Source organism: Rossellomorea oryzaecorticis (assembly GCF_038405515.1).
GTDB classification, from domain to species: domain Bacteria; phylum Bacillota; class Bacilli; order Bacillales; family Bacillaceae_B; genus Rossellomorea; species Rossellomorea oryzaecorticis_A.
Window position 1 is genome coordinate 14765 of the sequence record NZ_JBBYAF010000018.1, and the last position, 24960, is coordinate 39724.

Below are 24960 nucleotides of genomic sequence, written 5' to 3' on the forward strand. Positions count from 1 at the left end.
GGGACGGGCCTTTACTTTTTGATTGGTTGAAGTATGGTCCTCTGCATGGGTACTCCGCCCATGTTGACGGTCCGCTCGATGAACAGATACGATTCACCATCTATGATAAAATGGCCGTTACCTTGATAGTGGACTTCTTTCCCTTGCTTTTCAAGCTCCGTCCTGATTGCTTCAATATGTTCCTTCTCCTTGAAATAACGTTCATCAAAATCAATACGAATATGCCCTTTCCTATAGCCCATGAGCCAATTGAAAAGGAAAAGCATTCCTGCACTGATCAGGATGGCCAAGATGATTCCCATGATGAGCATCTCTCCTTCCACTCTAATACCTCATATACGACACAACACAGAAAATGGTTTCAAAAGATTGCCTTCCCCCGATCAAATGATGTGAATACTCAAACAACTTATGATATTTTAAAGGAGTCAATTATTTTTAAGTAAGGAGCGATTGTTTACATGAGGGATAAAGAAGCACTCAAGCAGGAAATTCTGGATGCCTATGAATTCAGGCATGCAACAAAGCAATTTGATCCGAATAAAAAAGTAGCGGATGATGACTTTCAATTCATCATGGAAACAGGGCGCATGTCTCCGAGTTCCTTCGGATTTGAGCCATGGAGATTCCTTGTCATCCAAGACCCCGGTCTTCGTGATAAAATCAAGAATACCGCATGGGGAGCCTATGGCAAATTACCGGAAGCAAGCCATTTTGTTGTCATCCTTGCACGTACGAAATTGGATACCCAATATGATTCAGCTTACCTTCTCGATCATTTCAAAAATGTCAAAAACATGCCTGAAGATCATATAAGTAAATACCTTGAGAAAATCGAGCAGTTCCAAAAAGTGGACTTCGACCTTCTTAACGGTGAACGTCCACTCTTGGACTGGGCAGGCAAGCAAACGTATCTCGCTCTTGGAAACATGATGACGGCAGCTGCTCAAATCGGGGTGGATTCCTGTCCGATCGAGGGATTCGATATCGACAAGATGAATGCTCTGTTAGAAGAAGAAGGTTTGCTTGACGACGGCCATTTCAGCATTTCAGTTATGTGTGCGTTCGGATACCGCGTAAATGATCCGGCCCCGAAAACACGCAGATCTTTTGAGGATATTGTAAAATTCGTATAATAAAAAAGGAATCTGGCTCACACGCCTAGATTCCTTTTTTAATATGTTTTGGTTTCTCTTTTGTGATTTCGTGAAACTCTATATAGACTGTCGTCCCCCGGTTGACTTCACTCTTTACTTGTATCTTCCCCTTCATGGAATTGACAATGATGCACGCAGCCATGATGCCGAGGCCAGTCCCTTCATCTTTTGTCGTAAAGAATGGTTCCCCGAAACGATTGACTTGCTCTTTCGTCATTCCAAGCCCGGTATCGGAAATCGAGATGATCAGGTGCTTTTCCGTGATCATTTTTATATTTAGTTCTCCGCCGGCAGGCATCGATTCGATTGAATTTTTCATGATATTCATCATACATTGCTTGAAGCTCCGTTTCTGCCCTTTCACAAATATACAGTTCACCAGTTCGGTCTTCATCTTCACTTGATGATAAAAAGCTGCCGGCTCCATTAATTGAATAAGCTCAAGAATTGATTCCTTCACATCAATTTGTTCCACTCTATCCGGTGTTGAATTCGCAAATGTAAGGTAATCTTCAATCACATGATTCGCCTGGTCGATGCCTTTCAATGAAAGGTCGATAAACCTTTTTTGGCTGACCTGATCTTTTTCATCCCTCATCAGCTGAAGATAACCCTTTGAAGAGGTCAACGGATTACGCACCTCATGCGAAATGCTGGCAGCCAATTGTCCAACGACCTGAAGCTTCTCATTTTGGATAGATAATCTTCTCATCGTCATCAGCTTGCGCAGCATTTCAGCAATGAACACGGAAATAATCGTCGCTGCCAACGGGATGAGTACGATGCACACATATTCATATAATGAGATTGCAACTCCAGACATATAGCCGAATAATACGTTATAGAGGGTCATGAGTGAACAGAGTCCCACGGTATACATCAATTTCAGTTTCTTCTCAGCCCTCAGAAACCCTTTAGACAACATTGCTAAAATCAAGAATGTACTGAAATAATTCAAAATGACCAGTACGATGAATCCGTCCCCGATAAAGGCGAGCCTCAATATAATGATGATCATCATAAGTACAAACGACACCAGCGGGCCGAAATACAGACTGGCCAAAAAGAACGGGATTCGCCTTAGATCAACATAGACCCCGGATGCAAGCTTGGAACTGAATATCACACAAAATAAGATCGTCAAAGAAGATATGATGATGACAAGTAACCTGGAAGGAACTTTCTTCTTTATATCAAAATAAAGTGCGAAGAATAAAAGACCGGTTATGATGAAGAAAAAGTTCAATAATAAGTTCGTCAACACAGAATCAAACACTTCATCCCCCCTATTCTTTTATTAATGTGAGGTTCTCGGATGAGTGATTACAGTTCGACGTTTCTATCCTATCAGCCTTACTAAGCTCAGTGGATGCAGAACTTCCTCCAATCAATTCCCCTTTTTCATTGAATAAAGGGTGGCATGACACATCATAGGTATAAAAGCCGTCAGACATTGGAAATCGTATCGATTTCCTGAGAGGCTTGCACTCAGCGATAACATTCCGTTTCAATTCCATTAACTCTCTGGTTCCCGGATTATCTTTTAATTCCACATCGTTCATCCCGATCACTGAAACTGCATCGAAGTCAGGATGAGGATTGAAAATCCACGTATATTCTAAATTGAGGTTGAAGTGCGCGACTATCATCGGGGCATCTTGCAAAGCAAAATAAAACGGACTTTCCTCCAATTCAAAAATAGACACGTGAAAGTTCAACCAATCTGCAAGATCTTCTGCAAGTGTGGGGCTTGGAATCCTGACCCCGCTTTCAATCTTCGAGTAGTAGGACCTGTCTATGTGAACCAGATTTGCAATTTCTTCTTGGCTGAATCCTTTTATTTTCCTTAACTTTTCAAGCCAAAGCCTTTTCTTTTGACCCATCAGCAACCCTCCTGCAAAACAACCTATCTAGTTCTATTATACTGACACCATATTCAAAAGCTATGTGCCTATTTTGGCACGTTTACCAAATTAAGATGAAAGTAATGAGAATCTTCATAATAAAGTAATAAATAGGTTCTAAATGGAAACGTTTTTTCTGTTTTTATCCACTATCGTTAAAAATGTCCATAAAAAATAACCCCGGTATAAGCCAGGATTATTTTTTAAACCAGTCCGCTCCTTCATCCATATGGACAAAAGGAATATCGGTATCTACTTCACCTTTTATTTGAGTCAGATTAATGTCTTTCCCCTTCAGCCAATCAGCAAAATCAAACACAATCGGTTCCCGGTCTCCTCCCAAAGCGAACCATGCTTTCATTTCTCTCGGCAGATAGGCAGATGTATGAATCGTGCCTGCCCAGCTGCCGTAAAGGTCTGAAAAGACGCCCCTGTCACTGTCATTCATGAGACGGAATGCATCTTCAATGCCGGCGTGTTTCTCTCTTTCATTTTCCATTACGGCTAATCTTCGCTTTGAATCGACCAGATGATTTCGATTTTCCTCTTTCATGATTTCAAAATGGTTGGTACAGGTGTTAGACTGCCTCACCTCAACCCCGCGCGGCGAGGTTTCAACGATGTAGGTCTCGCTGCTCTTATCATGTACGACATAACTGAATGAGTGCCGGTGGGGAATTTCCTTCAGAAGATCCACTGCTTCCTCTACTGAAGCAGCCGATTCAAGCACAAGTCTGCCGATCATGCAGCAGATGAATCCGTCCCCCGGGTTCTTTCTGTGCATGAAGTTGTAGCCGACTGCAAGACCCAACTCATTCATACCGTCCATCCGTCCAGTGACCCGCTGACTCGGTCCAATCATCGCATATCCTGTATCCGTCGGCTGGAAAAAAACGTAGCGTCCTTCGTACGTCTTGGGATGATAATCATAATTCCTGATCAAATAATCTTCACCGGTCAGAATGGAACAGCCGGAACGTACATAATCGACCCGGTAGCCGCCGAACTCCTTCAGCACCTTCTCGATTGGCCACCCGAGTGCATCCTGCAGTCCGAGCAATTCTTCCCAGATACCAGGAGCAAAACGGGTGATGACTTCCTTTGTTTCGTTCACATCAATGGAAAAACGAGGCTTCCTCACTTTCCATTGATTGTCCCTGTTCCTAACAGTAATGGAGTCTTTTATCCGTTCTCCCTGCATATATCCAAAATCATAGTGATTTCCTCTGAATTGGATGATGTCGCTATGTATGGTTTTCATTCTGGTCCCTCTTTTTATAGCATTTTCCTTTTAGGGTAATGGAAAGCATTTGAGAAATAAAGAATGGTGCCTGGCTCAAATGAGGTGTGTTGAGCCAGGCACCATGATTATGCTTTCCAAGCAATGACTCCAGGAATGAGGAGTAAGAGTGAGAGTGTCAATGTTACATCCCCTTCTTTTGTGTATAGTTTAGCCGTATACCTTCTTCAGAAAATCCTCTTCACTGATAATTTCTACTTTCTTTCCATCGTTGATCAGCTTTTCCGCTTTTATTATTTTTGAAGACTTTTTACCCTTTGTTACGACATCTTCGTAGTTTCCAAGAATGATATAATGAGTTTTAGTTGTAACACTATTTTGCGGCTGTCCTCCACAACCTGCAGCCATCTTTGCTGCTTCTGTTCTTGAAAAATATTTTAATTCACCTGTAAATACGATGTTCTTCCCGTAAAAAACATGGGCCGGGTCTGCATCCTTTGAAGCTTTAAACTCTCTCATATCGAGTTTTTCCGGAAATTTTTTTACCAGGGAAGATCGATAGATACCCTCGGATATTTCACCGGGTGTAATTCTTGTCTTATTGTAAAGAGAATCAAAGTCTGTAACCTCATACTCTTCTGCCAGCTTCAGCATGATATGCGCACATGCTTCGGCATCATCTGCAGCATGGTGATGATTCTCCAATTCTATTCCGAAGTGGGAGCATACTGATGAAAGCTTATATGCAGGAAGACCGGTAACCATTTTCCTCGACATCTGATAGGTACAGAGAAATTGATTATATACAGGCTTTACATCATAGCGAGCCAGATTATCACGCAGGGCGTAGCCATCAAAGGAGAGATTATGTGCAACCATCAGCTTATTTTCAATTTTTTCTTTAATTGAATGGTAGAAAGTATCAAACGTCTGTGCACCTTCCACATCCGGAGGGGTGATTCCATGAATGTTGATATTAAACGCACTAAAATCTTCTTCCGGATCTATTAATTCATAAAGCGAATCAACAACTTCCCCATCTTCCACAAACACCATGCCGACTGAACAGATACTGTGCCTTGAACGATTGGCAGTCTCAAAATCAAATGCGATAAAGTCCCTCATATCAAGTCACCCTTTCTTTTGAATCGATTTTAGCAGTCGTATGTATTCACACCCATATTAAGTGTTAAAAGATTAATTAAGATAACATCTAAATTTGATTTTACTATAATCCTCTCCCTCTTACCATAAAATCCCTTGCCCGTTCAATAAATTGAGACCGCATATTCTAGTATTGAATTTATTAAACTAAAAAAAGGACAGTTACCTGTCCCCAATAATACATCATTAATTTTTCTTTTCAATGATCGCATCGATGATCCCGTATTCCTTCGCTTCCTGTGCACTCATGAAATAATCACGGTCGGTATCGAGGGCGACCTTTTCGATGCTCCGGCCCGTTTTTTCCGAGATGATTTCGTTGATATGCTCCCTCAGTTTTAATATTCTTTTAGCCGATATTTCAAGATCTGTCGCCTGACCCCTGGCGCCTCCGAGCGGCTGATGGATCATGATCTCGCTGTTCGGGAGTGCGAACCTTTTTCCTTTCGTGCCGGCGAGCAGGAGCATTGCCCCAAAGGAAGCGGCCATACCGGTGCAGATCGTCCGGACATCGGGGCTGATATATTCCATCGTGTCAAAAATCGCAAAACCTGCAGAAGTAGAGCCGCCCGGGCTGTTGATGTAGAGGGATATATCCTTTTCCGGATCATCCGCAGCGAGAAAGAGCAGCTGTGCCACAATGCTGTTGGCCATATGATCATTGATCTCATCGCTTACCATGATGATCCTGTCTTTCAACAATCTCGAATAGATATCATAAGAACGTTCACCTTTGCTTGATTGCTCGATTACATATGGGATGGTACTCATTTTCATTCCTCCTCTTGAACGTTAAGCTGCCATTGAGAGGACGCTTGAAGGAGAAGAAACGCTGCGGGTAACAGTCGGGAACGATAGCATTTTTGGAGCGTACTGGCCGGAAATCAAATCAGGAAGCTGATCAATCAATCGCGAGGGATCTTGAGTTAGGATGCTTTTCTGAAGAAGTGTCATCACAGCTTCTTGAGAGTACTCTTCCCAGTACTCAACAGTTGAACGTGATTCTTCCCCATCAGAACGTTTTTCAAGTCTCGCCCTCGTCCGTTTGAGCAGTGCTTTCACGGACGTCTCCGTCATGCCAAGGAGGTCAGCGACTTCATGAATTTTATATTGAAAAGCTTCTTTCAGGACGAGCGTGATGAGCTGCTTTGGTGTCAATGTTTTCAACAGCATTTCAAACACATCACGGTCACTTACTGGATTCTCTCCCTCACTCTGATCGGGCACATCGCCGAGCATTTCCTTATTCACTTTACGAACCTTATCAACCCAGGCATGGTAGGCCATCTTTTTCAATAACGGAGGGTTCCATTTCTCCTGGTCAGGGTAATGCTTAAGCGCCCGGCAGATGGATTCCTGGCACAAATCCTCCCCGTCCCACTTGTTTTTTGTCAGAAACAGACAGTAATGAAGAAGCTTATCCATAAGCTCGTTCAGTTCCTGTCCTTCCGATTCACTTTTTTTCCTCAAAGATTCACGAATCATATTCCTTCACTCCTTTATATCCTCTCATGCTTATAACGGATAGGACTAAAAAAAAGATACTGGCGGAATGTGTTTTTTCTTTTTTATTATCGAAGAAGCTGCTTGAGTTTTTCCGGATCATCGACTCTCAAAGCGATGCTTGATACAGACCTCTTCCTGCCCATGAAAAGTGTTGCCTCAATAGGTTCTTTGAAGTGGAGGATTACTTGCGGCTCTGTCTGTTCCAGGTCATTATACATAAATGTCATCGTTTGTTCTTCCAGTGCAGCTCCCCATTCACATTTTTTAATATATTCAATTGGGACGATGATACGCTGCATCAAGCCTTGAGTGACATAGAGCTTCCCGTTCTTCACTTCGAGGGGATGCAGTCTCATCACGGAAATCTCAGCGATAAACAGGAAGACGCCATAAACATTCAGGAGTAGTAAAACAATGGAGAGGATCGGCCACTTTGAATGCAGCCACCAGTGGAGACCGACCGATTCAATGACGATGGCATGGATGATCATGATATTCATGGCGAGTGCGCTCGTCTTCTTGTGCATCGTCACACAGCCATCATGAGAGGGTGGTTGTTTGCGCCACGAAAAGATCAAATAGTAAAACAGCAGAGCTTCTGATATCAGAATTTTTATGAGAGCATGGCTGCCCACTATTTTTTCGGCTGCAGGCAGCATAGAAAAAACAGCACCTTCCCCCTCTTTCTTCATTTCAGCCCGTACCTGGGGAATTTTCCACAGTAGATAACCGATCAGGCTCAACTCAGCCAGAAACAGGAGGGCTTCAAACCCGACACCTGCATAAAGCAGCATCGTGTACGGGGCGAAAAATTGTTCAGGAACCAAAAACCGTGCAAGAACGAGTCCGGCAATCATAAACCCGATAACCTGTTTCTTCGACACCTTGAAAGCTGCATAGAGCAAAATGGGCGAAATCACAACCATATCCAGCAGGGAACCAAGGATGATCCCGCTTTCCAGCTCAATCATCAGAGCCTCTTGAATGAACGGCTGATATAACAGAACATTACTCATCAATACAATTCCCAGCAGCAAGACCGCCCACTTGGAAAAACTCGTTTCACGAAGGACCATAATACCTCTCCTTTTCTGGAAAAGTTTTCTTATTGTTATTATAGTCTATTTCTCAATAAAAGTTATCCACAAAAAATGGCGAATAGCGAACAAAACAAGTCCCGTCCCTCGCTTTTAAGCAGTAAGGGAAGGGACTTCAGTTTATACTTGCTTGTTGTTTTTCAGGAACATGTAGAGTGATGCGCCGAAGATGATGATGTAGCCGGTGATGCTCCACAGGTCAGGAATCTGTCCGAACAGGAAGATGCTGATCAGGGCGGAATATACAACGGTCGAGTAAAAGAAAATCGAGATTTCTTTAGCCGGGGCGAACTTATAGGCAATGGTGATTCCAAACTGTCCGATGGTGGCGAAGAAACCTGCCCCCAGCAGGTACACCCATTGCTTCACGCTCATCGGTTCATAAAAAGCGAACAGGAACGGCAGCAGGATCATCGTGGTGAAGAATGAAAAATAAAACACGACGGTGTAGAATTTTTCTTTCGTGCCCAATACCCTCAGCACCGTATAGGCACCAGCGGCAAATACAGCCGAAAGGAGCCCTGCGATATACGGAATTGTTTCATAAGAGAACGCGGGCTTTATGATGAACAGGGTCCCGATGAATGCGATGATGATCGCCGTGATTTGAAACATCCGCGCTCTCTCTTTAAGAAATAGAGATGCAAAGATAATCGTTAAGAATGGGCTGAGTTTATTCAGCATATCTGCATCTGACAGGACGAGATGATCGATCGCATAGAAAAACAATACGATCCCGGCAGCCCCGAGGCTTGAACGGAGCAGAAGCAGCTTCTGGTTTTCCTTTTTACCAAACAGCCGCTCCCCATGATATTTAACAAATCCGAATGCGATGACGGCAGAAACAATATTCCTGAAGAACGTCTTTTGAATGGTGGGCACGTCCCCGGAAAGCTTCACTAGTGCGGCCATCATCGAAAATCCGAATGCGGATAATAATAAGAGAATGATTCCTTTATTTCGATTCGTCATAACTTCCTCCATAAACCTTTCCTTTAGTATTCTCAATTGTATTTAAATAGATGAGGTGTTTTATGCAACTAGGTTAGTGTAACAAATTCTTGGTGTTTTAGGGAGGAATAAGCTTAACCAACAGAATTGGCGCACTTCATTTGATTTCCGTGGAAGACTTCGCTTTCCGCGGGTGGACGGTAGTAGAGGCCCTTGACTTTATACCACGTTAGGTATTGGAGGAGATTTATGTGCGGAATTTCGACTTTATGTGCGGGTACTCCCGATATATGTGCGAAATCGAGGATATATGTGCGTACTACCGATTTTTCGACAAGAATGCACCTCTACATCCCCCCTTTTAATCAATTAAAACACCAAGCCAATAAAGGGTTTCCTCTTCCACTCCTAATAATAGCTGGCACTAGTAAAAAAACTAATACAGAACCATTTCAGAAAAAAACACCTGTCTCATAAAGAAATCAGGTGTTCACCATATTATAAATCATCCACAATGACATAAGTCGCCTTAACCGGTCCATGCACTCCGACGATGAGGTTCATTTCGATGTCTGCTGAGTTGCTGGGGCCTGAAATGAAATTGACACAGGATGCAACAAGTTCCCCGCTTTCGATCTTATCGTGGATGCTTTTCGCGGCTTGAGTCATCCTTGGTACGATCGTGCTTTTCGGAATGATGGCGATATAAACGGCCGGGAGCAGGCTGACAGCACGCCCTTTTCCCTTATCGCTGTACAGGACGACGGTGCCTGATTCTGCAAGCGTCGTATCGCTGAACGTAATGCCGACATCGGCGGTGGCAGAAAACGTAAGGTTTTCCTCTCCGCCTTCTGTATCCCATACGTGATGAGTGATGTCTTCATCATCCATCTCTGAAAGTCCCGCCTCCGCAAAACGCGGGTCATCCCATGTGACGACGGACTTTCCGCCGTATTGCTTGATAAGGTGTGGAATCAGGGTGGAAAGTTCGGCCGTCACGGTCTCATGCACTTCCGTATGAATCAGCTCGCATTGCTTCTTCAATACCCCGACCAGTTTATCCTGGGAATATCCCTTATACACTTCCCATTGCGGGTTTTGCTGCCAACGAGGTTTTACAACTTCCGAGGGCCGCTCCCGTCCCAGATTTTTTGTCAGATTATCTAAAAAAGAACTTCGATTATGAATTTGTCCGGTCGCCATTATTGTCCACCTTCTTTGCTTCTCTTCTTATACCAGTCCCTGAACCGTTCTTTTTTAGGAGCCGGGAACTCACGGATATCGGTCCAGTTCTTAAGCGGTCCTGGTCCTTTTGAAATACTTCCGTCCTTAGTAAAAGCAGCCAGCGACGCAGGAGCGAGCTTCGAACCGATGTTATACATGGATGGAGAAGCGGTTCCCATACTGAACGCTTTCATCGACAGATTTTCAAATACAGGCGCCTTGCCTTCACGCTCGACGATTTCCTGGCGGTGGCGAAGCAGATGCTCATGAAGAGGGATTTTCACCGGGCATGCTTCTGTACAGGCTGCGCATAGAGTAGAAGCATAAGGAAGCTCTTTGTATTCCTCATATCCGCCAAGCAGCGGCGATAATACCGCTCCGACCGGCCCCGGATAAATCGATCCGTATGAATGGCCGCCTACATGCCGGTATACCGGACACACATTGATACAAGCCGCACAGCGGATACAATGAAGGATCGACTGGAAGGCCGTACCGAGGATTTTCGAACGTCCATTATCGACAATCACCAGATGGAACTCTTCAGGACCATCCACTTCCCCTTCCTGCTTAGGTCCTGTCAGGGCAGTGATATAACTCGTCAGTTTCTGACCGACTGCCGCTCTTGTCAGGAGGCTCACAAGCACCTCCATTTCTTCCCAGGTTGGAACAATCCGTTCCATCCCCATGACAGTGATCTGCGTTTTAGGGACAGTCGTCACCATTCGCGCATTTCCTTCATTCGTCACAAGGGAGATCGTGCCTGACTCTGCAATGGCAAAATTACAGCCGGTGATGCCGATATCGGCCTGCAAAAATTCTTCTCTCAACTTTTCACGGGCAAACAGTGCAAGTTCTTCCGGTTTTTCTGTTTTGTCGTACCCCATTTTATTCCTGAATACGTCCCTGATCTGCTCTTTGTTTTTATGAAGGGCAGGCGTTACGATATGGGAAGGCGGGTCATGATCATCCACTTGCAGGATCCATTCGCCAAGGTCTGTTTCGATGACGTCGCAGCCCGCTTTCTCAAGTGCTTCATTCATGTTGATTTCTTCGGTGACCATCGATTTCGATTTGACCACTTTCTTGCCTTCTTTTTTCTTAACGACTTCCGTGATATATTCATTTGCTTCTTCAGCTGTCTCTGCGAAAAAAACATGTCCTCCGCGCTTTGCCACGTTCTCACTCAAAAGCTCGAGATAGTAATCGAGATTCTCGATCGTATGGGACCTGATTTCTTCTCCTAGTTTTCGCCAATCTTCCCAGTTGCCGAGTTCCTCTGCCGCATTAAGACGCCCGCTCCGGAACCGTCCCTGCGCGGAAGACACTGCACCCCGCATGAATGTATCGGCTATCCCGCTCGAAACTCTGTCATTGAAGGGCTTATCCCCGATTTTCATAGCCATTTTGTTTCCCCCTTCGCTTTTTCCTATTGGCTGTTCAATACCGATGCAATGTGCATCACCTTGATTGGCTTGCCTTTACGGTCGATCCGGCCGCCGATGTTCATCAAGCAGCCGCAATCCGCTCCGATTAGAATGTTTGCTCCTGTTTCCTCCACACTAGTAACCTTTTCATCTACCATCTGCTCCGAAATCGGAGACATTTTCACCGAGAACGTCCCTCCAAATCCGCAGCAGTTATAGTTATGTGGAAGCGGATTCATTTTTAAACCGTCAACATTATTCAATAGCTTCATAGGTGCTTCCGTCACGCCGAGCAGCCGGGTCATATGACAGGATGTATGATAAGTGGCATTTCCGTCCATTCTTGCGCCGACATCCTCTACTCCCAGGACTTCAACGATGAATTGAGTCAGTTCATACGTTTTTTCAGCAAGCGATTTTGCCCGCTCTTCCCATTGTGGATCTCCTTTGAACACATGCGGATACTCCCTGAACATCGCACCGCAGGACCCCGATGGAGTGACGACATAATCCGATTTCTCAAAGACGCTGATCATATGCTTCATTGATTCCTTGGCTTTCCCTACATGTCCGCTGTTATAAGCAGGCTGTCCGCAGCACGTCTGCTTCTCGGGAAAATCGACCTCGCACCCCAGCCTCTCCAATAATTCAACAGTGTCCCTGCCGACGTCCGTCTGAAAAATGTCGATTAAACATGTTACAAATAATGAAACTTTCATGATTGTTCCCCATTTCTTTCTGAAGAAGCTCCGCTTGATTCCAGCTTGACTTAACAAGGAATTGATGAGTTCTTCTTTTATAGTAGAATACTATATTTTCATGTTTGAAACTTTTCTGTCTATTCTATTAAGTATTAGTGTAAAGCTTACCGCACCAATAGTCAACAGGTCATCAGATGACTACATTTCATTTAATCAAAAGCCCGTCCCTAGATGTGTTTTAAACAGCGGGGACGGGCTTTACACTTATGCGGTTTTTCTTAACTTTTTATCATCACTTCTGTTCTTTCTTTCACCTTTGATAATGAGGGTGATGATGAATCCGGCCACAATGGCAAGGATGACCGTTCCGATATTCAGTCCGAGGCCGTTAATGGCGACATATCCAATTGCTCCGGCAAAAATGACATAGAACGTCATCGGGATCAGAGTTTTCCTGATCAGATTCCCTTCCTTTCCGATCAGACCTGCAGAAGATGAGGCTGCCACTACGTTATGGACACAGATCATGTTCCCTGCTGCGCCTCCGACTGCCTGCAGAGCGACAATGGTAGCCGGGGCTGCAAGAATATTATCCGCCACGCCAAATTGGAACAGGGAGAACATCATATTGCTGACCGTGTTGCTGCCCGCTGCAAAAGCTCCGATTGCCCCGATGGTTGGTGCGGCAAGCGGCCAATAACTTCCGAATACGTTCGAAATCCCTTCCGCCAGCGCAAGCGGCATGCTCGTGTAATCTGCTGCATTGATGCCGGAATTGATGAATACCTGCACCATTGGTACGGCAAAGATCAATGCTGCCATTGCACTGACGATCGTTTTCGCTGAATCCTTCACTGCCCGGGAATATTCTTTCATGTTCATTTTATAGATGAAAACGGAAAGCAGTGATACAAGGATAAAGATGGTTCCCGGCAGATTTAAAGGTTTTGAAGCTACCGTGATTTCTGTGCCGAATAGAGTTTCCAGATTAATGACCCACGATTGCAGCCATGCTGAATATGGCAGATAGCTTACACGTGTTGCCACTAACAATACGGCTACCAATAAATAAGGCAGCCACGCTTTCATAAAAGAAACATTCTGCTTCGGCTTATCGTCATCATCAACCTGCAGCGTACCTGTCCAAGCCGGATCCCAATTAGATTCTTTATCGAAATCCCATGACTTCTTAGGGATGAACAGCCCTTTTTTCGCAGCAGGAACCACGATGGCAAGTCCGATCAATCCGCCGAGGAGGGATGGGAATTCCGGTCCGAGCAGATTGGCCACCAATGCGTAAGGGACCGTGAACGACAGTCCTGCAAAAATAGCAAACTTCCATATTGCCAGCCCTTCGGAGATCGATTTATTTTTACCAAAGAAATACGTCAGCATCGTCACCATAAATAGCGGAATGAAGATGCCGATGACTCCGTGAATGAGTGCAACCTGGCCCCCGATCCCGTTTATGTAAGCTTCAAACGTCGTACCTTGCTCAGTTATGTATTTCTGAACAAGAGGTGAATCTTTTAAACCTGAATTCACCCCTATCAGGATCGGCGTTCCCACCGCCCCGTAGGATACAGGTGTAGATTGGAGAATAAGCGCGACCATGACAGCCCCCATTGCGGGAAACCCGATTGCCACCAAAAGTGGTCCGACGATGGTTGCAGGCGCTCCCCATCCTGCAGCTCCTTCAAGGAATGATCCAAACAGCCAGCAAACAATGATCGTCTGCACGCGCCGGTCCGGTGAAATATTTGTAAACCCCTTACGGATCGTGAAGATCGCTCCGCTTTCTTTCAGCGTGTTTAGTAATAGAATCGCTCCAAATACAATCACGCCGACTTCAAGAGCGGTAACAATCCCCTTCACACTGGCTGCCGCTACTTGATTACCCGGCACCTTCCATACAAACATCGCCATCACAATCGTAATCAATAACGAGACCGGCATCGCCTTTTTGGCCGGCCATCTTAAAATAACCAAGAACAAAAATACTGATACAATCGGTAAAGTGGCAATCCATGCAAGCGTACCAATACTCATACTCTCCATCTCCCTTCAAATCTTTTAAGAAATCACGTTAACAGGTCATCAGATGACCTGTATCATAAATAACAGTATAATTAAAACGCTTTCATATAACAATGATTTTTTTAAATTTTATAAAAATAGTGTCTCATCCATAAAAAAAGGCCCGTCCCGCACTGCTTTAAAGCGGTGCGGGACGGGCCTTCAAGGTTATTCGTTCATTTCATCAAAATATTTCATGAGGACTTCTTCCACGCTCTGCAGGTGGTCGAGCATCAGATTCTGTGCTTCGCTGCCGTCCTGCGCCTCGATGGCCTGATAGATTTGCTGATGCTCTTTCCAAAGCCGGTCAAGTGTCGACTTCTCTGAGTAGAGCCACAATCTGCGTGTTTCACGCATCGTCGTGACCATCATTTCGGAAACATTGTTCATCAGCCCGATCAACAGTTCATTCTTAGAAGCCTTCGCGATTGCCATATGAAAACGGAAATCTGCTTCCTCCCCGAGCTCCTGGTCATTAGCAGTTTCCATTTGATCAAGCGCCTCTTTAATCTCTGCAAGCTGCTCATCCGTCCTTCTTGCGGCAGCCGCCTGGACTGCTCCCACTTCAAGGATCCGTCGTACTTCCAGAAGATTCTTTACATCTTCTTTCTTCATCAATACAGCTATATAAACGGGAAGTGACAGCATTTTGCTATCAAATTCACGGACATACGTCCCTTCACCCTGGTGCATCTCCACCAACCCCATCGCACGAAGCGCACTCAACGCTTCACGAACAGCGGAACGCCCGACTTGAAAGTTTTCAGCAAGCTGCTGAACGGATTCAAGCTTGTCCCCGCTCTTCAATTGTCCCGACTTGATCATATCGATCAGGGCCTCGGCCACTTCCTCATAAATCTTGCGCGGTTTAATACGTTTATAATTCAACAATTCTCACCTCATCAACGTTCCTATGTATGATTTTATAGTATTGTGGGGCTTGGGACAATCTTTCCTGTTTTCTATCTGCTGAATATGTAAAAACCCCCTTTTTCTAATAGAAAAAGGGGGGCTATTTGATATACTAGTTTTCGAGTATATCTTTGATCTTCTTTAAGTCTTTCTGATTTGCCTTTTTCATGAGCGGGGACATGAATGGGGAGAAGATTTTTGAGAAACCACTGGGTTCTCCTTGGTTTCTTAATGTCATCTTCGTACGATTTGGCTCAAGCTTTTCCCACGTATAGGTAGTTTTCATGGGAAATGGACCATTGGCTGTTTTCATGATCAATTTTTCCCCTGGGCGATACTCTTCAATTTTATAAACATAAGCCAGCTCTCTTCCCAAAAACGTTGCTTTAAAAGCGATTTGAGAATCAATTGATAAAGGTTTGTCCGTCAGCCACTCGGCTGAATCGATGTTGACGTACCATTCGGGTGCATGATCAGGATCTGAAGCATACGAGGACACCTTTTCAATCGGACTGTGAATAATGATCTCTGTTTTAATATCTACCATATATGTTTCCTCCGGATATCGTTACTTTTTCTCTGCGTAATTTTTTAAGCGGGTGCCGAGGAGGTGCTTCCATCCTTCTGCGTGTTTCTCTTCCCAGTCTTCCTGAATGATCCCTGAAGCTGAATGAGATAACCGAAGCAACGTTCCCCCTTCCTTCTCTTCCAGGTGATAGGTATACGAACTGTTGACAGCTCCCTGCATGCCTAAATGGCCGTGAATCCTGATTTCTTTGGGCACATTGACATAATAAACATTTCCCCATACGGCTCCCTGATTGTCTCCCCATTTTTCGATAAATTGGCCTCCTGGAACCGGCTCAAAGGTAAACTGTGATTTCTCACCTTCTGGAGCGAGCCTGAATTCCCACCATTCCTCTGCATGTGAGGTCAATGCGTGAAATACTTCTTCCCGTGTGGCTTTGATCATTATTTCCTGTTCGATTTTGAAAGCACGGCTTTGTTCTGTATTCATGTCTTCCTCTCCTTTTCTATTCTCTGCAATCGAACGCAAATTCAGCAATGAGCTTGCGCTTGCTTCCATATATTTTCCCACCCAGCGGTGATGCATTTCCTGAAGCGGAACGGCATTCAAATAGTTTTTTCTGTATTTCCCTTCCCTTCTGATCAGCACCAATTTTCCTTCTTCAAGGATGTTCAAGTGCTTCATGATGGCATATCGTGTAACCTCCGGGAAATGTTCGTTCAATTCACCAGTGGTTTTAGGTGATTGTTTAAGAATATCCAATATGGTTCTTCTGATAGGATGACCGAGTGCTTTAAACAGCCTTGAAAGTTCCTCTTCATTCATAATAGTAAATCCTCTCTTATGTGAACAAAAGGTCACGTGTTATATGTGGCTAAATAGTAACATGTGACCTTTTGGTTAGTCAAGATGATTCAGTGAAACTTTATTCCCTCCTGGACGTAAATAACATGATTACGATTTATCCTTTCCTTTTCAGGGTAACTTGTAAATAGATACATAGCTGATGAGTCTATTCAGCAATACGAAGACAAGGTGGTTACAACATGTTCTGGGTTATTGCTCTGTTTGATAACGAAACAGAAAACTTAATTAATAATATATGGGAAGAACTACGTGAAGAATCGATTTCTTATTACATCGATGAGGTTCAGGACGGCAGACCTCACCTTACACTCGCGAGTTATAAGGAGCTCGACAAGGAAAACTATATCCGGCAGATGGAGACTTTTTATGAGGATAAACAAAGCTTTGATATTACATTCAATCATATAGGCTCATTCTTGAATTACAATACACTGTTCCTGTCACCCACCGTCACGGAGGAGCTGCTGGACTTTCATACGCATCATCATAAACACTTTGGTACATTTAATACGGAGGCAAATAAATTGTATGAGCCAGGACAGTGGATTCCTCACAGCACACTTGCCAACAAACTAGAACCAGATCAGTTATCAAAAGCCTTCCATTATTGCGTGGAAAGAATCGGTCTTACTAAAGGGAGGATCGAGGAAGTCGGATTGATTGAATTGGTGGCGCAAGATGGTGATACGATGGAAGCCCCGATCATTTATTCCAAAAAGCTGAAGTGAGTATAGAAAGAAGCTTGGGAGATGTTCCCGAAGCTTCTTTTTTCATGATCTTTATTTCTTTTTGGGTGATTTCACTTCCGATTGCCGGCTAACCGAACACGATAATCACGAATTGAGGTGAATGTTCCTTTCGCTTCCAAGACACCTGTTCCAATCAGCATGCGCAATCGCCATTCCAAGAAATCGTCTCCTACTGTCTGATCGATATGCCCCAACACCTCGCCGATTACTCTGCCGGCTTTGATGAACTCATTATTATTTTCAGTAAGAATTCTCTTAGCCGTGTCGAGGATAAACTCATCATAGTAGTCCTCAGATACCCCGTTAAGCCTTTCATTCCGCCATAACGTTTTCCACATTTAAACATTCTCATATTTAGCGAAACTTTTCCATATTTTCATTCGTATGCATACTAAATAACTTCTCAATAGGACGTGATAATGTGAATAAGATCGAGACATATAAAGACATTTATGCAGATTTAAAGAAGAGACTGCGCTGGAAGGTGACTGATACCCGCTCCCTCATGATGATTGCCTCACTTTATGTAATGAACAATATGGACTTTGACGAAGACCGTCTTGAGGAAGTGGCAGACCATATCAAAAAGGAAGTCGGATTTTTCACCACTCTCCATTCTCATCAGCGTTATATATTCGCGGCTATGCTATACACCCGCTTTCAACATCCTGAAGAGAAAGTCACTGACTTCATTCAGACCTACAAAGCGTTAGTGGATGAAGGTTTCTCAATGGGAGCCTATACGTATATATCCGCAATGGTGTTGATCAATGAAGACGGCAACAGCGAAGCAGCCGCCCCCCGTGCAATGGAAGTGTATAAGAAAATGAGAAAGAAGCACTTTTTCTTGACCGGGCAAAGTGATTATCCGCTTGCAATACTGCTTGCCCAACGAACGCACGACGTGGATAAGCTGATTGATCATATTGAATTTTTCTACGAGAGATTGAATCAGTACGGATTCTACAAAGGGAATGACCTTCAGACGATGAGCCACATTCTATCGCTTGTCGAAGACGTCAATCCAGATGAATTGGTGACCCGGTGCACTGAAATTTCCGATAGATTAAAAGAAGAAGGAATCCGGTCGAAGTCGATGTTTTACCCACACATCGCCATGCTTGCTTTTCTCACGAACGGAAAAGACCACATCGTTTCGGTGAAGAAGATCCACGATACATTGAACAATGATATCCGTTGGCAGAAGGATATGAATTTCATGATGGCCGTCACTCTTCACCTAAGCGACCAAATTGAGAACTCCTCCCTCCTGCAAACGAACCTGTCAACCACTATCGAAGTGCTTATTCAGGCACAGCAGTCGGCCTCTGTTGCAGCAATCGCCGGGGCAACCGCTGCTTCCAACAGCGGGGATTGATTTAGAGGGACGGGCCTTTAGCATACTAAAGGCCCGTCCCTCACCGCTTTAATCCGCTAAACGCCCGTCCCTCGGTGCTTTAAAGTGTGATAGTATAAAATAAATGATTACGGTTACCAGCTGGAGGTGGGAGTTGTGCGGATTGGAGTTTCAGATGATTTAGAACGCGCGGTGGAATTGTTTTCTAGTTCGGAAGAGGAGTATTTGGAGGTACAGGATGAGGAAGGTAATACGATTGGCATTTTGACACTGGATGATATGAAGGAACTCTTCCAGGAGGTTCAATTGCATCAGTCTGTAGGTGAAATCATACATAAGCTTTCAACCGGTCAGCATCCCCCTCATAGGCGGATAAGAATCAAGAATGAATATAGCGAACTGCTGGAGAATGATATTTTCACGGACATTATCGATTCCCTCTACGATGGTGTATTTATTACAGACGGATATGGGATTACGGTGAAAATAAATAAGGCGTATGAGCGGATTACAGACCTGAAACCCCAGCAGCTGATTGGTTATCATATGGAGGAAATCATTAAGGAAGGCTATATTTCGAAATCTGCTTCCATCCAAGTAATCAAAGAAAAAAAGCCCGTTACACTGATGCAGACCATTCATAACGGGCGGAAGATCATTGTATCGGGAACCCCTATTTTTAATGAAAAAAAGGAGATTCTTTATGTCATCAACAGCGTAAGGGACATCACTGAACTGTTGAAACTCAAGCTCCGGATTGAAGAGCTGCAAGAATTAAAGAATCTCAGACAGAGCACAAAAGCAACCTTCATGAACGACTCGACACAATCATCATTCCATCATAGTGAAAAAATGAAGAAGACTTTCGAAATCATCGACCGAGTGGCGAAAACGGACGCAAAGGTACTCCTTCAAGGTGAAACCGGTGTAGGTAAAACAATGGTCGCAAAGTATATTCACGAGCACTCAAACCGTACCGCAGGAAGCTTCCTGGAGCTGAACTGCAGTGCCCTTCCTTCAAGTTTAATTGAAGCAGAATTATTCGGGTACGAACCCGGGGCATTCACAGGGGCTCTGGCAAAAGGAAAAAAAGGGCTGCTGGAAATCGCTGATAACGGTACTTTATTCCTTGATGAAATAGGGGATTTGCCTTTGGAGCTTCAAGTGAAATTACTCAAGGTCATCGAGGACCAGGCCTTTATCCCGATCGGGGCATCAAAACTGAAACAAATAGATATAAGAATCATTGCCGCCTCACACAAGGACATTAAAGCGCTCGTAAAGAATGGAGGGTTTCGGGAAGATCTTTACTATCGATTGAACGTGGTGCCAATTGAAATACCTTCCTTACGTGATCGACAGGAAGAAATCATCCCACTGGCAGAGCAATTTCTTGAGGAATTTAATAAAGAGTATGGTTTGAGTAAGACGTTAAGTATTGAAGCTTTAAATATCCTTCATGAATATAAATGGCCAGGCAATATTCGGGAATTAAAAAATTGCATTGAACGTTTGGTTGTCACATCCCCTATAGAAACCATAGCTTCAGAGGATTTGCCTTATGAACTCTCAGAGACAAGCAACAAGCAAAAGGACATCTCACATGAAATGGAGATCATACCATTAAAAGAAGCGGTAGACAGCTTAGAAAAAAATTTAATCACCAGGGCATTGAAGAAATATAAAACCACTCGTAAAGCAGCCGAGGCTTTACAAGTCAGCCAATCAACTATCGTACAGAAAATGAAAAAATGGGAGATTTGATTATGATTATAATCAAATCTCCTTTTTTGATTGGTTTTCCAATCATTATTCTTTATCATTCCTCATACAAAACCTGCTAGTTTAACTTTTCTGAAAGTTGGCACAAAACTTGCATTACCTTTTACAAAGAGTATTTTCCAAAAAGATATCTCAGAGTTTACTAATAAGAAAGGAGCAGATCATCATGACAATATCCACATTTAAAATTGCAAACAAACTCATTACCGGGACAGGTGCCCTAGAAGCACTACCTAATGAAATTCAGCGTCTTGAGGTGAAAAACCCCCTAATTGTGACAGACGAGATTTTACAGACAGCGGGCGTCGTCGATCAGGTCACCCCATTCTTGAAAGGGCTTACCTGTGGAATATTCACAGGAGTTAAGCCTGAACCGGACTTTTCAGTAGTACATGATTGTACGAACATGTTTCAGGAAGGGGCTCACGATGGACTGATTGCCATTGGCGGAGGAAGCGCTATCGATATCGCCAAAAGTGTATCTGCTTTTGCAGGTTTTGAAGGAAAGCTTACGGATTTAGTAGGGACAGACCTCGTACCGAAGAAAGGCGTGCCGATCATCGCTCTTCCCACTACAGCGGGGACGGGGTCTGAGGTAACGAATATCTCCATTCTTTCTGATAAGGAAGCTCAGCTGAAAAAAGGGATCGTCAGTGATTACCTGCTTCCGGATGTTGCGATTGTGGCTCCTGAGATGACCTTGACGATGCCGCCTTCAGTTACGGCCGCGAGCGGTGTTGATGCCCTTGTTCATGCAATCGAAGCCTATATTTCAGTGCACGCATCGCCTATTACTGATGCCCTGGCGATATATGCAATTAAAATGATCGCTGAAAATCTGCCAAAAGCATACGCCAATCCGTCCCATTTGGAAGCACGTGAAAACATGGCAACCGCAAGCTTGATGGCAGGGATGGCTTTCGGAAACGCCGGAGTGGGTGCTGTACATGCCCTCGCCTATCCACTCGGAGGACGTTACCATATTCCACATGGAGTAAGCAATGCCCTGCTCCTTCCTTACGTAATGGAATGGAACAAGATATCCTGCATGGAGCGTTTCCGGGATATTGGATCTGCTTTAGGTGAAAAAGTTAGTCATTTATCTGACGCTGATGCTGCCGATCAAACCGTTCATGCAATGAAACAGTTGTGCAGACTGGTTAATATTCCATCCGGATTACGGGCCTTCTCCATTCCTGAAAGCGATATTCCGGAGATGGCTGAAGATGCAAGCAAGATTGAACGTCTCTTAAACAATAACCCTCGTAAACTCACTCAAAAAGAAATCGAGCAGATTTATCAGGCTGCTTACTAAGTTACATTATTCGAAGGATGGGATGAAAAAACTTAGAAAAGCGTCATATCTACTGTGGAAAAGGGGTATATAATATGTGGAAAAATCGTAAACATGGTGAGGAATCACCTTACATTCCAATGGGACCATTCAAATTAAGACTTCCATTTATCCATTACAAATTTGAGTGGCCGGATTATGTCCAGGGTCTGCTCATGTGTGCAGTGGACTTAGCTGCAATTCCATTAATGATCGAACTACTCGGGATGCCATTTGAAGTTGCTTTGGCTGTCGTGTTATTGAATGGTCTGCTGTACTTGACGCATCATTTACTCGGCGATCCGGTTGTCCCGGGGTGGATCACACCGGCCATTCCGTTAATCATGGCTTATGTATCAACGTTCCCAGAAGGCGAAGAACGGGTCCACGCCCTGGTCGCCTTCCAGCTCACACTCGGTCTCTTCTCTATTTTCTTAGGGGTGACGGGACTTGCAAAGAAAGTGGTATCGTTTGTTCCGCCGGCGATTAAATCCGGCGTCATACTGGGTGCAGGGTTCGCTGCGGTCATTTCGGTTTTCCAGGTTGGGGGCCGTTTCGAAAGTTTCCCTTGGACAATCTCGATAGCTGTAGGAATTGCATTTTACATCATTTTCTCGCAGCATTTTAACCAACTAAAGAACAAAAGCGCTCTATGGGGACTCATCGGGAAACTCGGCATTTTCCCAATCATTATTTTAGCGGTAATCATTGCTCCTTTGTTCGGTGAAGCACCTTGGCCGACGATTGAATGGGGTCTGATCAATCCCGATTTCGGTACTCTTTGGAGTGAATATACAGTATTTGGGGTAGGTTTCCCTTCTGCCAAGTTATTTGTGACCGCTCTGCCGACAGTGCTTGCTGCATACATCGTTTTATTCGGTGACGTCCTTCAAAGTAAGGCGTTGATTGATGAAGCGGATGATGTACGCCGGGATGAAAAAATCGACTATAACCCAAACCGCGCTCATATGATTTTCGGGGGACGGAATACAATCATGAGTATCCTTGGTCCTGATGTTACGATGGCAGGTCCCCTGTGGGCAGCCATGCAGGTAGTCGTAATTGAACGGTTCAAAGAAGGAAAAAAAGCGATGCATTCTCTCTTTGGGGGATCAGGCTCTTTCAGATGGGGGACCAACACCGGTCTTCTATTGCTTCCGATTGTAAGTTTAGTAGAACCGATACTTGGAATTGCACTGGCCCTTACCCTATTAATTCAAGGCTACGTCAGCGTCCGGGTAGGTATTCTTGAAGCCCGCAGTCATAGAGATCTCGGAATTGCAGGTATCATCGGGGCAGTGTTAGCCACTAAAGGAGCAACTTGGGGCTTTGCAGTGGGAATCATTCTATGTGTACTCATCTATGGAAAGAAGTTTTTCAAGGGAGAAAATGATAAAATATTCACTAAAGATTTAGAAGAAGATGAAATAAAGCGAATTTCTTAACAATTGAAGAGGAGGATGAACATGCAACACTACAATATGCTCATTAACGGTGAAGAAATCGGCAGCGATTTACCAAAGGTGGATGTAACGAACCCTGCTACTTCAGAGGTGGTTGCAACGATTTCCAAAGGCGGTAAAAGTGAAGCAGTCAGTGCGGTGGACGCGGCATATCAGGCGTTCCGTGACTGGTCACAGCAGTCTGTTTACGAAAGAAGCGAGCTCATCCGCAAATGGTACGATTTGATCAATGAACATAAAGAAGACCTTGCCCGTACAATGACTATGGAACAGGGTAAGCCTTTGAAAGAGGCGATTGGAGAAATTCAGTATGCAAACGGCTTTATCTCCTGGTACGCGGAAGAAGGAAAACGTGTATACGGTGAACAGATCCCTGCCACGCAGCGGAACAAACGTCTATTTGTCTCCAAGCAGCCGGTAGGTGTTGTCGCTGTCATCACACCGTGGAATTTCCCTGCCGCAATGATCACCAGAAAAGTGGCCCCGGCACTGGCGACCGGCTGTACCGTCGTCATCAAGCCGGCAAACCTTACACCATTGACCGCGTTGAAAATGGCGGCACTCGCTGAAAAAGCAGGCATTCCCAAAGGTGTCATCAACGTCGTAACGGGGGATTCGAAAGCAATCGGTGAAGCATGGCTTGAAGACACACGCGTGCGCAAGCTGACGTTCACCGGCTCGACCGAAGTGGGCAGACAGCTGATGAAAGGGTCTGCGGATACCATCAAGAAAATTTCCCTGGAGCTCGGCGGACACGCCCCTTCCATCGTGATGAACGACTGTGACATCAATAAAGCAGTTGAGGGGGTCATTTCCTCTAAATTCCGTAACGCAGGTCAGACATGCGTGTGCTCGAATCGTGTATATGTCCATGAGGATATAGCCGAGGAGTTCACTCACACATTAGTGGAAAAAGTAAAAGAACTGAAAGTCGGGAACGGCCTTGAAGAAGGTGTGGACATCGGACCCCTCATCGATGAAGATGCAGTCGAAAAAGTCCAGAAGCACATCGACGATGCGGTTAGTAAAGGAGCGAAAGTGGCCACAGGTGGAAAAGCCGGAAGCGGGTTATTCTTTGAGCCCACCGTACTTACCGATGTGAGTGAGGATATGCTGTGCATGACCGATGAAACATTCGGACCGCTTGCACCCATTTCGACGTTCAAGACACAGGAAGAAGCGATTGAACGAGCAAACGACTCTATCTATGGACTTGCCGCTTATGTATTCACGGAAAATATCACGAATGGCATCCAGATCTGTGAACAGCTTGAGTACGGAATCGTCGGCCTGAATGACGGTGTCCCTTCCACTCCTCAAGCCCCGTTCGGCGGATTCAAGCAGAGCGGACTCGGACGTGAAGGCGGACATCATGGCATCGAGGAGTATCTGGAGGTTAAGTATATTTCGGTTGGATTATAAGGAGCATATCCTTCTTTCCGTCAAGGATCTCGGAAACGGCAAACCCCTGACACATTCATTGTGTCAGGGGTTCTTCCTATCTTTCAACTATGCCTCAGC

General features: G+C 44.6%; 24 protein-coding genes. 7 read left to right on the top strand and 17 right to left on the bottom strand.

Annotated elements, in window-relative coordinates; all coding sequences use genetic code 11:
* Positions 1-11: 11 nt before the first annotated feature.
* Entirely contained in the window at positions 12-323 is a 312-nt protein-coding gene (locus AAEO50_RS10585; RefSeq protein WP_341983318.1) for a hypothetical protein, read from the bottom strand.
* 138 nt (positions 324-461) lie between these two features.
* Between AAEO50_RS10585 and AAEO50_RS10590 the strand changes: the two genes are divergently transcribed.
* Positions 462-1136: an NAD(P)H-dependent oxidoreductase gene (locus tag AAEO50_RS10590; protein WP_341983319.1), complete on the top strand. Its 675-nt coding sequence runs from the start codon at positions 462-464 to the stop codon at positions 1134-1136.
* A gap of 25 nt (positions 1137-1161) precedes the next feature.
* Here AAEO50_RS10590 and AAEO50_RS10595 read toward each other — a convergent pair whose 3' ends face one another.
* From AAEO50_RS10595 to AAEO50_RS10665, 15 genes are all read right to left on the bottom strand, one after another.
* Positions 1162-2433 carry an ATP-binding protein gene (locus AAEO50_RS10595; protein ID WP_341983321.1) on the bottom strand — a complete coding sequence of 424 codons (1272 nt, stop codon included), beginning with the start codon at positions 2431-2433 and terminating at the stop codon, positions 1162-1164.
* A gap of 10 nt (positions 2434-2443) precedes the next feature.
* Entirely contained in the window at positions 2444-3040 is a 597-nt protein-coding gene (locus tag AAEO50_RS10600; protein ID WP_341983323.1) for a helix-turn-helix domain-containing protein, read from the bottom strand.
* A gap of 217 nt (positions 3041-3257) precedes the next feature.
* Complete coding sequence (locus AAEO50_RS10605) at positions 3258-4322, bottom strand: C45 family peptidase (protein WP_341983325.1); 1065 nt, start codon at positions 4320-4322, stop codon at positions 3258-3260.
* 189 nt (positions 4323-4511) lie between these two features.
* Entirely contained in the window at positions 4512-5426 is a 915-nt protein-coding gene (locus AAEO50_RS10610; protein WP_341983327.1) for an exonuclease domain-containing protein, read from the bottom strand.
* Positions 5427-5651: 225 nt separating this feature from the next.
* Complete coding sequence (gene clpP, locus AAEO50_RS10615; RefSeq protein ID WP_341983329.1) at positions 5652-6236, bottom strand: ATP-dependent Clp endopeptidase proteolytic subunit ClpP; 585 nt, start codon at positions 6234-6236, stop codon at positions 5652-5654.
* Positions 6237-6257: 21 nt separating this feature from the next.
* Entirely contained in the window at positions 6258-6950 is a 693-nt protein-coding gene (locus AAEO50_RS10620; RefSeq protein WP_341983331.1) for a sigma factor-like helix-turn-helix DNA-binding protein, read from the bottom strand.
* A gap of 86 nt (positions 6951-7036) precedes the next feature.
* Positions 7037-8047: a hypothetical protein gene (locus AAEO50_RS10625; protein WP_341983333.1), complete on the bottom strand. Its 1011-nt coding sequence runs from the start codon at positions 8045-8047 to the stop codon at positions 7037-7039.
* Positions 8048-8188: 141 nt separating this feature from the next.
* Entirely contained in the window at positions 8189-9040 is an 852-nt protein-coding gene (locus AAEO50_RS10630) for a DMT family transporter (protein WP_341983335.1), read from the bottom strand.
* A gap of 477 nt (positions 9041-9517) precedes the next feature.
* Positions 9518-10222, bottom strand: coding sequence for a lactate utilization protein C (locus AAEO50_RS10635; RefSeq protein WP_341983337.1), 705 nt, complete (start codon positions 10220-10222; stop codon positions 9518-9520).
* Entirely contained in the window at positions 10222-11649 is a 1428-nt protein-coding gene (locus AAEO50_RS10640; protein WP_341983339.1) for a LutB/LldF family L-lactate oxidation iron-sulfur protein, read from the bottom strand. The genes AAEO50_RS10635 and AAEO50_RS10640 overlap by 1 nt, the downstream gene beginning before the upstream one ends.
* 23 nt (positions 11650-11672) lie before the next feature.
* Entirely contained in the window at positions 11673-12389 is a 717-nt protein-coding gene (locus AAEO50_RS10645) for a (Fe-S)-binding protein (RefSeq protein WP_341983341.1), read from the bottom strand.
* Between the two features lie 246 nt (positions 12390-12635).
* Complete coding sequence (locus tag AAEO50_RS10650; protein ID WP_341983343.1) at positions 12636-14420, bottom strand: L-lactate permease; 1785 nt, start codon at positions 14418-14420, stop codon at positions 12636-12638.
* Positions 14421-14615: 195 nt separating this feature from the next.
* A complete protein-coding gene (locus AAEO50_RS10655; RefSeq protein WP_341983344.1) occupies positions 14616-15335 on the bottom strand; it encodes a FadR/GntR family transcriptional regulator in 720 nt (239 codons plus the stop codon).
* A 136-nt stretch (positions 15336-15471) separates the two neighbouring features.
* Positions 15472-15906: an SRPBCC family protein gene (locus AAEO50_RS10660; RefSeq protein WP_341983346.1), complete on the bottom strand. Its 435-nt coding sequence runs from the start codon at positions 15904-15906 to the stop codon at positions 15472-15474.
* Positions 15907-15927: 21 nt separating this feature from the next.
* Positions 15928-16713, bottom strand: a complete 786-nt coding sequence (locus AAEO50_RS10665; RefSeq protein ID WP_341983348.1) for an SRPBCC domain-containing protein — start codon at positions 16711-16713, stop codon at positions 15928-15930.
* Between the two features lie 221 nt (positions 16714-16934).
* Between AAEO50_RS10665 and AAEO50_RS10670 the strand changes: the two genes are divergently transcribed.
* On the top strand, positions 16935-17483 hold the full coding sequence (locus AAEO50_RS10670) for a 2'-5' RNA ligase family protein (protein ID WP_341983350.1): 549 nt from the start codon (positions 16935-16937) through the stop codon (positions 17481-17483).
* A gap of 71 nt (positions 17484-17554) precedes the next feature.
* Here the strand turns inward: AAEO50_RS10670 and AAEO50_RS10675 are convergent, their stop codons facing one another.
* Complete coding sequence (locus AAEO50_RS10675; RefSeq protein ID WP_341983352.1) at positions 17555-17842, bottom strand: DUF3658 domain-containing protein; 288 nt, start codon at positions 17840-17842, stop codon at positions 17555-17557.
* A gap of 83 nt (positions 17843-17925) precedes the next feature.
* Here AAEO50_RS10675 and AAEO50_RS10680 point away from each other — a divergent pair, with 83 nt between their 5' ends.
* The 5 genes from AAEO50_RS10680 (at position 17926) to AAEO50_RS10700 (ending at position 24861) form a co-directional block, all read left to right on the top strand.
* Positions 17926-18882, top strand: a complete 957-nt coding sequence (locus AAEO50_RS10680) for a DUF4003 family protein (RefSeq protein WP_341983354.1) — start codon at positions 17926-17928, stop codon at positions 18880-18882.
* 135 nt (positions 18883-19017) lie between these two features.
* Positions 19018-20625 carry a sigma-54 interaction domain-containing protein gene (locus AAEO50_RS10685; RefSeq protein ID WP_341983356.1) on the top strand — a complete coding sequence of 536 codons (1608 nt, stop codon included), beginning with the start codon at positions 19018-19020 and terminating at the stop codon, positions 20623-20625.
* 184 nt (positions 20626-20809) lie between these two features.
* Positions 20810-21958, top strand: coding sequence for an iron-containing alcohol dehydrogenase (locus AAEO50_RS10690; RefSeq protein WP_341983358.1), 1149 nt, complete (start codon positions 20810-20812; stop codon positions 21956-21958).
* A 74-nt stretch (positions 21959-22032) separates the two neighbouring features.
* Entirely contained in the window at positions 22033-23421 is a 1389-nt protein-coding gene (locus AAEO50_RS10695) for a hypothetical protein (protein WP_341983360.1), read from the top strand.
* Between the two features lie 21 nt (positions 23422-23442).
* Positions 23443-24861, top strand: coding sequence for an NAD-dependent succinate-semialdehyde dehydrogenase (locus AAEO50_RS10700; protein WP_341983362.1), 1419 nt, complete (start codon positions 23443-23445; stop codon positions 24859-24861).
* Positions 24862-24960 lie beyond the last annotated feature (99 nt).